The organism is Oleiphilus sp. HI0080 (genome assembly GCF_001635135.1).
The window spans coordinates 1-11,906 of the sequence record NZ_LWFU01000339.1 but is presented as its reverse complement, the minus strand read 5'-3'; the positions used below and the strand labels follow the sequence as shown (position 1 = coordinate 11,906).

5 protein-coding genes and 1 pseudogene are annotated in these 11,906 nt (G+C 48.2%); 5 read left to right on the top strand and 1 reads right to left on the bottom strand.

From position 1 onward, the window contains the following. From A3751_RS04660 to recD, 4 genes and pseudogenes are all read left to right on the top strand, one after another. Positions 1–480, top strand: a pseudogene (locus A3751_RS04660) (argininosuccinate synthase domain-containing protein); the annotation flags it as partial. Between the two features lie 214 nt (positions 481–694). Continuing rightward, on the top strand, positions 695–4,201 hold the full coding sequence (gene recC / locus A3751_RS04655) for an exodeoxyribonuclease V subunit gamma (RefSeq protein ID WP_068452765.1): 3,507 nt from the start codon (positions 695–697) through the stop codon (positions 4,199–4,201). Positions 4,202–4,212: 11 nt separating this feature from the next. Continuing rightward, a complete protein-coding gene (recB, locus tag A3751_RS04650) occupies positions 4,213–7,971 on the top strand; it encodes an exodeoxyribonuclease V subunit beta (RefSeq protein ID WP_156492254.1) in 3,759 nt (1,252 codons plus the stop codon). Continuing rightward, entirely contained in the window at positions 7,964–10,063 is a 2,100-nt protein-coding gene (gene recD / locus A3751_RS04645; RefSeq protein ID WP_068452761.1) for an exodeoxyribonuclease V subunit alpha, read from the top strand. Before recB ends, recD begins: the two co-directional genes overlap by 8 nt. A 19-nt stretch (positions 10,064–10,082) precedes the next feature. Here the strand turns inward: recD and A3751_RS04640 are convergent, their stop codons facing one another. Further along, positions 10,083–10,565 (bottom strand): hypothetical protein, encoded by a 483-nt coding sequence (locus tag A3751_RS04640; protein WP_068452759.1) that lies wholly within the window; start codon positions 10,563–10,565, stop codon positions 10,083–10,085. 589 nt (positions 10,566–11,154) lie between these two features. On the opposite strand from A3751_RS04640, the gene A3751_RS04630 reads away from it, so the two are divergent. Then, positions 11,155–11,652 (top strand): DUF4402 domain-containing protein, encoded by a 498-nt coding sequence (locus tag A3751_RS04630; protein WP_068452751.1) that lies wholly within the window; start codon positions 11,155–11,157, stop codon positions 11,650–11,652. The last annotated feature ends 254 nt before the right edge of the window (positions 11,653–11,906 follow it).

Here is an 11,906-nt window from a genome sequence, read left to right as displayed (position 1 = left end):
TATTTAAACAAAGTTGCAGGTGCGAATGGTATTGGTCGAGCTGACTTGGTAGAGAATCGATACGTCGGTATGAAATCGCGTGGTTGTTACGAAACACCCGGTGGTACCGTCATGTTGAAGGCGCATCGTGCAATCGAATCGTTGACGCTGGATAAAGAGGCGGCGCACTTGAAAGACAGCGTTATGCCAAAATACGCGGAGCTCGTTTATAACGGTTACTGGTGGTCACCAGAGCGAAAAGCATTGCAAGCACTGATCGACGAGACACAAACCTATGTGAATGGTGTTGTTCGCATCAAAATGTACAAGGGTAACGTGATTGTGGTTGGTCGTAAGTCTGATGACTCCCTATTCGACGAGAGTATCGCGACATTTGAAGATGACGCCGGTGCATACGACCAAAAAGATGCGGAAGGTTTTATTAAGCTCAGTGCCTTAAGACTTCGCATTGCTGCAGGCCGAGGCCGCGATCAGTCCTAAAGGTTTGATGTTCGCTGTTTTAAAGAGCCGGCCATATTTGAGCCGGCTTTTTTGTGTTCGTTGTTTGTGTTGTGAATTCCTTCCAGTCCGGATCTCTAGATCAGATTAAAACTGTGCTCAAAAATCTTGATTTAAGTTTTGATTTGAGCTCTTAGCCGTATGGAGCGTTGGGTAATAGCGGGTATACTGTTTTCACTTGATCTCAAGGACGGCCATGCTCTACTTATATCCATCTAACAAAACCGAAACCCTAGCTCAAATACTCGCAAAGCTGCAAAGCACACCACCGCTTGCCGACCCTTTCGCATCCGAGATTGTTTTAACCCAAAGCTACGGCATGGGCGTGTGGTTAAAGCAACGTATTTCGGATCATCAAGGCATTGCTTGTATGGTTGATACACAAATGCCGGGTGCTTTTCTTTGGCAGCTGATTGAGTCGCTTGTTTCTGAAAAAAGTGAGCATAGCTCAACCGTTCAGCATTTTGAGAAATCGACCCTGCGTTGGGAAATATTCCGTCTCTTACCGGATCTGATTGATCAACCGGAGTTTGATGGTCTTCGAGCTTATGTCGATTCGCTTGTTGCGCGGTCTGGTCGTTCCGGGCGTGAGCAAAGCCTGTTTCAGGTGAGCGAGATACTTGCGGACAATTTTGATGCCTATCAAAACTACCGTAATGATTGGATCACCGCATGGGAGCGAAGAGAGCCGCTTACTGACAAAGTTAGTGAATTTTCTAGCGCATCAACGCAGCAAGAAGAGGCGTGGCAACGTATAGTTTGGCAGGCCTTGTACCCACAGTTTTCATTCTCAGAGCGACATCATCGTGCTTCTCGATTACGTGCGTTAGAAGTGGTGTTAAACGAGGGTAACTTCGACCGGGCCGTGCTGCCTCAGAGAGTATTTGTTTTTGGGATGGCGGCTATTCCAGTCCAGTGGCTCAACGTCTTCTTAGCGCTTGGTAAGCACATTGATGTGCACTTTTTATTTCAGAATCCCTGTCAGTACTACTGGGGAGACGCGCTCACTGAGCGGCAAAATGCCCTGTATCAGCAGCGTCTCCTTCAGTCCGGTGATGATGCTGTTTTGGCACTGTCGGAGTTCGAACAATATGAGTCCCACCCCTTATTAGCCTCCCTCGGAGAGGTGGGTAAAAATTATCTTGGAGCACTCTATCGCTATGATGAGCAGGATGGTCTAAGTGAGTTTGCGGCGAGTTTGTATGAGTCAAATGCATCAGGGACTGCGCTTGCGCATATTCAGAACGACCTTCTCGAGGGTCGGGTAGAGTGTAACATCGCAGACATCACTGAGCTTGAACTTGACTCATCGATTCGTTTCTCTCGTTGTCACTCGCGTTTGCGTGAGGTTGAGGCGCTGCGTGACTATGTCCTGGATGTGATTGATCAAGACCCAAGTTTCACTTTGCGTGACTTTATCGTCATGGCGCCTGATATTCAGCAGTATGCGCCTTTTATTGATGCCGTGTTTGGAGCTCCGATTGAGTCGCGTGATGGAGGAGAAGCGCGACTTTTTTACGGCCTTTCTGACCACGCGCTAGCTCAAGAGCAGCCAATTATTGAGCAGTTTCTAGCCGTGCTACAGCTCGATAAAAAGCGTCTAACAGTCGATGAGATTTTTGATCTGCTGAGTCTCGATGCCGTGTGTTCTCGATTCGATCTCAACGCCGAGCGTTTGGCTTTCGCGCGTAAGCTTGTTGATGCCTTAAATATTCGTTGGGGGGTGAACGAGTCTCATCGAGATGCTGTGATTGGTTCTAGCCACACAGGGGATAGCCATACTTGGTTGTTCGGCCTAAGACGGGCACTGAAGTCATACCTGGTTGGCGCACCTGATGACCTTAAAGCGGGGTTTATAGAATGTCCCTTACGAAGTGCTGAACAACATGAAGTTCTAGGCATTCTATTACGCGTTGTGGATTTGATTGAAAGTAATGCTGTTGCATTGCGCTCGACAAAGTCGGTTGATGAATGGGCTATTCGCGTTCAACAGGTTTGGTATTCCTGGTTTGATATGAACGCATTAGATGAGTCCTTACGACAACTAGCCGATAAAAGCCTTGATGCGCTTATTGAGCAGGTTGAGGTTAGCGGCTTTGACCAGCAAGTCCCTTTTTCCCTCATATTCGCAGTACTTCAGGCCGAGCTAGAAAAAGAGAAAGTAAGCCAGCGATTTCTATCGGGTCGGATCAACTTCTGTAATTTAATGCCCATGCGCACGGTACCTTTTAAGGCGGTCTGCTTGTTGGGGATGAATGAGGGTGCGTATCCGCGCCATGACATGACGCAGAGTTTTGATCTCATTAGTCAATACCCCGCCCGCTTGGGAGATCGATCCCGACGACGTGATGACCGATATATGTTTCTCGAAGCAATTCTAAGTGCTGAAGATCGCCTATACATCTCGTATAAGGGCTTTGATCCAAAAGATAACAGCGAGTTATTCCCCTCTGTATTGTTATCGGAGCTTCAAGAGCTTTGTGTTCGAAGCTTTACGGATCGGTCCAGTGATGCTGCAAAAGCGCTGGTGAATGCCTGGACCTATCAGCATCGACTTCAACCTTTCCACTCGGCCTATTTTAATGGCTCAGGTATTGAGGATGGATGCTTGCCTCGATCTTTTGCGAATGAATGGTACCCCTTGCATGCACCGATGAACAAAAATGAAATGCCTTCCAGTAACGGAGCTGAATTAGCGCTTGGTCAGGCAGACTTGTTTGAACAGGTGGCGGCTTTGGAAAATGAACCCCCGCACAGCCCCCCGTTGTTTGAATGGCCGGAACAACTAGAGCTCGCAGAGTGGGAGCGCGTATTTGCCAATCCCTTGGCTGCGTATTACTCCGTGCAGCTGGGGGTCAAGAGCGCGCGTTTTATCGACGTGCTCGCAAGTGACGAACCCTTTGCACTTGATGGTTTGCAGACGTACAAACTCGCCAGACAGATGTGTGATGTTTGGTTCAGAGGCGCGTCGCTCGACGACTTCATTCGAAAGCATTCGTTACTTGGTGAGCTTCCGCAAGCACCTGTTGCGCGAGCGTCTGTTGAAGAGATAAGTGCTGACTACGCTGAGTTTTGCTCGCGGATAGAGCCGTTACTTGCTGCACAGCCTGTTCAATTAATGCTTCGTTTACCATCCAGCCTCGCAGAGTCAACCGTGCTCAGCGGTGAGGTCTATATTGGTGATGCCGGCTTGGTAGATGTGCACTTTTCACGCAATCCTGGAAAGTGGTTTTTTGGTGTATGGGCCCGGCACGTTGCTTGGAATGTGTTTCATGCAGAGAACGCTTTGCCTATTCCAGCGACGAGCGTTTGCGTGACGCCGGCCTGGCAGATCGAACTTCCGGCATTAGGTGGCGCTCGGGCGAAGCAATATCTTCAAGAACTGGTTTCATACTTCCATAGCGCGATGCTTGAGCCACGTCCTCTCTTACCGGAAGTGGCGTTTCATTACCTCAGTGGTAAAGATAAAACCCCTCAAGGAGCGTTCAAACGAACGCCGCCGGTAGGAGACTTGGCGGCTTTGTGGGCGCGATATTGCACTTTGTCCGGAAGCGATCAGGATGCGGAGCGGGTTCCTGAATTTGATAACGAGCTTATTTTTACCCAAATTGCGCTTCACACAGATGCGATGAGTCGAAAAGGGGACAACGACGTTGAACCGATTACGCCTTTACCCATGATTGACTTCAGAGAGGTCAAGTAGTGGATAAGCACATGAAAAATTTAGATATTTCGCGTTTTCCACTCGACGGCCTTGCTCTGATCGAAGCCAGTGCAGGAACAGGTAAAACCTTTACAGTTTCGCACCTTGTATTGCGATATGTTCTTGAAAAAAAGTACACGATTGAAGAAGTTTTGGTAGTGACGTTTACGGAGGCCGCTACTCAAGAATTGAGGGTTAGGATTCGGAGTAAGATTGCTGAGTGCACGGCCCTAATTGAGCGTGCGCTAAAGCAAATTGATCCACAGCAAGGCCTTTCGGGAGATGTTTTGGTTGAAGGCGAGTTAAAAGCCTTAGGCGCGGATGACTTGCTTGCACGGATGGTGCTCCGTTCTGAGAATCTCGTTGATGACTTGTTACGTCTCCGGTTGGCAGAGCAAAGTATCGATTTGGCGGAGATTCATACCATTCATGGCTTCTGCCAGAAAGTGGCGCGAGAGCATGCCGTGTTGATGAATCTTCCAAGCGAACAGAGTTTGAAGGAAGACTTAAGGCCTGAATGGCTTGATGCTTGTCGCGATCTTTGGCGAGGAACGATTCTTAAGTTTCCTGAACCTGCATTGAGGTATGTTCGCTCACAATGGCCAACGCCCGACGCGTTGAACAGCAAGATTAGCGTCTTCACGCATCGACAAGCTGATCGGGTGACACCTCAAACCTCTTTGACTAAGGCAGGGCATCAAGATCTAGCAGAGACGCCTTTGGCTTGGTGGTTAACCCAGTACCAAGAGCTTGATGCATGGCACGCATCTTTGGTTACCCTGATCTCTGATCACCTCGCGGATGTGCGACGTGTTGTTGCTGATTCAGACTTAAAGCTTGTCGATAATAAGCTGAAGCGCCTAGAGGCCATACAAGCATGGCTAGACAGCGGCGCAAGCCTAGCGGATATGGCCAAGCTCAAGTTTGATACGTTTTACGAATCGACCATTATAGCGAGTGCTAAAAAAGGCAAGCAGCCGCCTAAGCACCTTTTCTTTGTATCTCTTGAGCAGCTTTTTGAACGTCAGCCAAAAAGCTTAGGCTCGCTCTTTCTTCAGGCTTTTTACGTCGAGGCCAAAGAGCGAGTTGATCAGAAGAAGCGGGAAGAACAATTGCTAGGCTTTGATGATTTGATCCGACAAGTCAACGATGCGGTGCTGAATCCAGACCTTGAGCATGCTCTCGTAGCGCAACTACGTCAAAAATATAGTGTTGCTTTGATTGATGAATTTCAGGACACGGACGCACTGCAGTACCCGATTTTCTCTCGTATCTTCGGAACGGCGGGGCAGGAGGCTTCGCCATCTCATCCTTCGTCACTCGTGCTTATTGGTGACCCCAAGCAGGCCATTTATGGATTTCGTGGCGGAGATATGGCGACGTATCTAAGGGCGCGTTCAGACGTCCTGGCGTCTGACAAAGGCCACGTTTTCACTATGCGGGATAACTGGCGATCCTCAGTTGCGGTGCTTGATGCTTTTAATGCTCTTTATGACAATCACGATAAGCCTTTCTTGGACAAAGGGATTGCTTATGTTGAGGTGCGCTCCGGTACGAATATGCGCAAACCTGAATGGGGCGCTGGGCTGTATATCGATCAGGTATGTAATGAGACAGACGGTGATAAGAAACGCAACAAAGAAGGTACGCAAGATGCGTTAGCGCGCCTTTGTGCAATGCGTCTCGTTAAGTTGCTGGGTGATGCGTCATTGCAGGTTAAGAGCGCAGATATCACGATTCTCGTTCGAGACCGAAATGAAGCCCTGGTTATGCAGCAGCATTTGCTCGCGCAGGGCGTGAAAGCGAGCTTTGATAATCGGCACTCAATCTTTCACACTCCGGAGGCCGTCTCCATCTACAACCTATTGTTCGCCGCTCAAAATACGGCGAGTGAGCGCGCGCTCATGCAGTGTTTGAGTGACCCGTTCTGGGGACTCAGTGATCGGTCCTTAATGGAAATGCAGCAAAATGAAGCGATTTCTTTTTCCTGGACGGAGCGCCTGCGAGAGATTGCACTCCGTTGGCAGGATCACGGGGTTTTATCAGCGGTTCGCTCTGCATTGGTCAGCTTTGGCGCGTTGGAGCATTGGCAAGGTTCAGAGGACCAAGAATTGCTCTGGGAGCGCAAACTCTCCAATGTCGGTCAAATTGCCGAATTACTCCAAGCCCAATCGGCGCGCATTGGCAGCCCTGCAAGTCTCTTGCACTGGTTTGCCCGACAGCTCGAGGAGGACGATTCGACTTTAGGAAAAGAGCGTGAAATACGCCTAGAAAGCGATGATCAGTTGGTGCGCATTGTAACGGTCCACAGTTCGAAAGGTCTTGAATATCCCGTCGTATTTGTCCCCTTTCTATCCTCAGGGAAAAGAGTGTCTGCTCCGGTTTGGTTTTATGATGAGGAGGGGCGCTTGTCTCTCGCTTTAGAGCCTGACGATAGTGAGAAAACCGCTGCCGAAAAAGAGAGTTTGGCAGAGGATTGTCGCTTGTTATATGTTGCATTAACCCGCGCAAAATATCGTTGTTATGTCGGCACGAGTGAGTTTTCAGGGAATGCGCTCAAAACCCATGCGACAGGTTTTGGCTATTTGCTGTTGAATGGCGACTCGCCAGACGGCCTTGAGAAAGGTTGGCTTCGTGATCGGCTAACGGTGCTTGCAGAGCATAAAGAGATCGAATATCAGTTTTGGACTAACGAGGACATACACAATCTGCGTATTGAAGATGCGCCATCTGTGACTCATGCAAGTCCGACATTCTCAGATTTCTCAAAGCGCCTTGCGCCTGACGTGCGCAGTTCTTGGCGCGTTCAAAGCTTTACAGGTTTGATGAATGAGCATCATCGTTTGCATCCGCAATCTCACATGTCTGGCGCTGCGGTACGATCACTCTCACCGCTCAGCCCTACACAGATACATATTCTGAATTTTCCGAAGGGGGCCGATGCGGGTACCTTTTTGCATACTCTTTTTGAGCACATTGATTTTGCAACTGGCCAACTGCTCTCTAAATATGCCCGGTCAGGTGAAAGCCTGCAGCAGCATATTGAAAACCTGTTAATGCGCAAACAGCTTGTCCCTGAGTCGCGCCTCGCCCTTTGGGCTGAATATTTGGCGAGTTGGTTGCAGCGTATTTTAGATCTGGATTTGGGGCAGGGATGGACAGAGGAGCAACTGCACGGCCAGCTAATCATGACCGGTCAAGAGAAACGCCTCTGCTTGGGTGGGCTTTCTCAGTCAGACTATATTGTTGAGGCAGAGTTTCACTTTAAGGTGGGTGCGCTGGCTGCGCCGCAACTGAATGCGCTTTTGCGTTCGTTTCGTGAGGCACTGCCAAGCGTTGGTTTTGAGCACTTCTCAGGCCATTTAAAAGGCGCAATTGATCTAACGTTTCGTCAAGGCGGGCGGTATTATTTGTTGGACTACAAGTCAAATCACTTAGGGTTTGAAGCGAGTGATTATGCCTTCGAGCAACTCGAAGCTGCCATTATTGACCATCGCTACGACCTTCAGTATCTGTTGTACAGCGTCGCGTTACATCGCTTGTTACGGCATCGCTTGGGCTCAGACTATGATTATGATCAACATTTCGGTGGTGTTTACTATTTGTTCCTGAGAGGGATGGAGCTTGTTTCTTCTGGCTCAGATGAAAAGCAGCGTTCAGCGCAGAACAGCAAACGGCGGGATGTGCTGCCCGGCGTCTACTTTATAAAGCCCGAGAAGGACTTAATTCAGCGTATGGACGAATTGCTAGAGGGCAGTATCAATGAATAAAACTGTGTCTTCTAGGCCGGCAAGTGTGGATTTTAAGTTAGGGCGCTTAAAACAGTTGGTTGCCAACGGCGAGAGTCTGTTGCGTTGGATTGATGTGTACGCTGCGGAAAATGCATATACGCGCGTGCTACATGTGCCAAGAGTAACCCAGGATCAGGCCGCCTTGGTGTTCGACTTGGCATTAGTACTGTCTTTTGCAAGTAGTCGCGGCGAGGCAGGGTTAGACCTAGAAGGCTTGCAGCGCTACCGGAGTCTCGTAGTCTTTTCTTGGACATCATTCGACGACCAAACTGAACTCGCAAAGGTTTTGAAGACGCTCGCTGAGACCTTAGATGATGCGCAATTAACGGATGATTCTGGCTCTGACAGTGATAGTGAGGGTGATAGCCATAGTGATGGTGATAGCGGGTGTGACTCGCGCAAACTTCGTTTAGATATTGTTTTTGCCGAAGGGCGATGGTGGCTTGCTCGTCACGCGTCACTTCAGAATACGGTCGAAAAATGGATCAAGACGCGCCTTGATCGTCGAGCGGTCACTATCTCGGGAATGTCGGACCAGATGACACACTATGTTCAGCGTCTGTTTGAGTTTGATGGCAATGATCTAACAGCTAAGGGCAAAGAAGGTAAGAATCCACAAAGAGAAGCGTTTGACCATCAGGCGCTAGCTGCGGCGCATGCCTTGCTTTCAGATTTAGTCTTGGTAAGTGGTGGACCGGGAACAGGTAAAACGACGACCGCGGCCAAACTGATGATCCTGCGACTATTGCAGGAGCAGATTACACAACCAGACAATCAGCCATTACGGGCTGTTTGCCTTGCCCCGACAGGAAAAGCCGCTCAGCGCCTAGCCACCTCTCTTCGAGCTCAAAGTCTGTCCTTGATCGATCGCTTGTCACTTGCTCCTGATTTGGAGCAGGCTTTGATAACAGCGATACCCGATGAAGGGATGACCATACACCGTTATCTCATTGAGTGCGGCAAACCTATGGATGAGCTTTCCTCATTCGTTCGCGTTTCGGATAATCAGCTTGTTTTTGGGGCAGTGAATAACGAAGCGCCTCCAACGCTTGTCGTTATCGATGAGTCTTCGATGATTGATCTTGCATTAATGGAGCGACTAGTCGCTGCGCTTGATGACAAAACATGCGTTGTATTCATGGGGGATCCGTTTCAGTTACCACCAGTTGAAGTAGGGCAAGTATTCTCTGACTGGGTTGCGCGTTTTCGTGGTTTACATACCGGCGAGGAGCAACAGCAACTGCTCGCGACCTATCTACCTTATTCACAACAGCAAGTCGCCGAAGCCATTGCTTACGGGACAAGTGCGAACGTTCAGCCCTATATTGGCCTTAACCCGTTAGTGCAATTGCACAAAAGCTATCGATTTGAAGGTGTCTTGGCTGAGTTGGCCTTGATTGTTCGCGATGGGGCGATGCCACAGCTTGAGGCATTCTGCCTCAATCAAGCCGAACAAGACGTCCAAGTGCATTGGTTAGAAGATCAAGAGCAGGAGTTGTATTTAGCGAATATAGTTCAGGCGTATGCGTTTTACGGAGAGGCCGTTGCTCGCAAAGCGTCATTGGCTGAGTTGCAGGAGGTTTTTGACCGCTATCAGATTTTATGTTCTACGCGATTAGGCCCTCTTGGAACGGTTGCGATCAACGAACGTGTTAATGCGCAGCTCGAAAGGCACTGTTCAAAGCAGTGGAATAAAGATCTGAGCAATCGCTTGTTTCACGGGCAAGCCATATTGATTGAGATGAATTATCCGGCCTTGGATATCTACAATGGCGATGTCGGTTTTGTGATCGAAGATGAGCAGGGGCGAATTACCTTTCAGTTTTACCGTGGTGGGCATCTGCCGCCGCTTGTCGTGCCAAGTCATAAACTTAGTGGGTACTCATTGGCCTATGCGTTGACGGTGCATAAAAGCCAGGGCTCTGAATATCGTTCGGTGGCTGTTGTGGTTGCGCCTTACGCGACAGAGCTAGTTAGTAGACGTCTTCTATATACAGGTGTTACACGAAGCAAAGAGACGCTTTCTCTTTTTGCTCCACGTCATATGTTGTCGGTTCTATTCGAAAGCTAAGGCGATAAGCCTTGCAGTGCTATGGGTCTTCCGTAACGGTGATTGTATAAGAGGGTGCTATGTCTCCAGCAGGCACATTCTTTGAGAATAGTATGCGCATCCCAACGGTGGCGGTAGTTCCCGCACCGGGGTTTGCCAACCCGCTGACAGGGAATGTCGTGTAGGTCTTGTTGTTGTATCGAAACTGGAATGTTTTAAGCGTCACGCCGGAGATGTCGGCATCGTTTGTCATGTTAACCGTAAAGGTTTTATCGCTATCGCTCGACAGTAGAAATTCACCCGCGTTGTATACGCTTCCCAGCACGGTTGTATTGCGCACGCCCTTTACCTCTCCCTTCCAAGTGACTCGAAGCCGTGCAGTTTTGCTGGGGTTTGATATTGCGTCCGGAAATTTATGCGGATTGATCTCTGTTATCGTGATCTCACTATGAGAAGGGGCTGAGAAGAATGCGCCAAATAACAGTATAAAAAACGCGAGTCGCATTTTTTGCAAAGTGGTCATGCTTTCCTTTGAATAATCGTTCGCGAGGGGTGGTTGGTTCTTATTTATACAGTTTGTTCTTTATCCTTGCTTCTTTCAATCGATCGTTGCCTCTCTAAATAAAATGTATAAAAACCACGCTATATTTCGTTGTGTATCTGAAAAAGTCGCAAAAAATCAGCTTTTATTACGCAGCTGAATACTCTGAAACATCCCGCCAACAGCTTGTTACACACAGATACAAAATAGGCTTTTTTTCTTCGTGCAGAATCTCTGAGTTAGCTACTCTGAAATTAAGCGCAAACGAAATGCAAAACATTTTAAAACACGCGCTGCTTACAACCAAGCGATCTAACCGATGCGCGGTTGAAGTGGTCAAAAGCCACGTCATACATTGTCTATCTAACGACTGCGCAAACCGCAAAGTTAGGGGCAAGAGAAAAGACAGTAAGTGCGAAAGTAGTAAACATGAAGGTTCCTCAGCACCAAGTAAAAGCAAAGGTGTAGGAGAAACAATAAAAAGATGGCGTCGAACATATCGCCACATAAAAATTAATTCAGCAATACGTGTAGTAGACACATAAATAAATATAATTCGGAGATACTATCCATGAAAAATACATTCAAAAAAGCAGCAATCGCAGCAACTCTAGTTTCAGGTCTTGGCGCTGGTATGGCACAAGCAGATACTTTTCAGGCGCTACTTACAATCGTTGAGCCGCTTCAGTTGACTGAGACTACTCAGATGAACTTGGGCCAGATCGATGCATCAGGTGACGGCGTAACATGTACTCTAGCAGCTGGTGGTTCACGTTCTGGTACTGGTTGTTTTGACGCAGCAACAAATGGCATTGAGGGTGTGATCGGCGTAGCGGGTACAGATGGTCTTACATTTGACATTGCGATTGCGGGAACATCTTCAAATGGTATGACTTTCGTACCAAGCATGATTGATAACGGTGAAGCGGCAACAACGTTGACGGGTGTAACGCTTCAAGCATCACACGAGTTGACCTTAGGTGGTACCTTGACTGTAGATACTGCAGCGACTGCAGCGGCAAGTGGTGCAACATCAATCGATTACGATGTGACTGTTACATATAACTAAGCGATTTGGTTATAGCTATAAAAGAAAAGGCGCCTTAGGGCGCCTTTTTTTGTTTTTATCCTTGTCGTTTTTACCATCTGTTAATCTGCTGAAAAATAGTTTGAATTCAATAGCTTTTGATCCAAACTTAAATTGAATCGATAAAAAAATGCCGCGCTTCAAAAATAGATCGCAGGCCGTGTGAAGGGGGGGCGATTACCTCCGCGCAATATAAAAAATATAAAAGAAAAAACCATAAGTAGTACAACAACTAG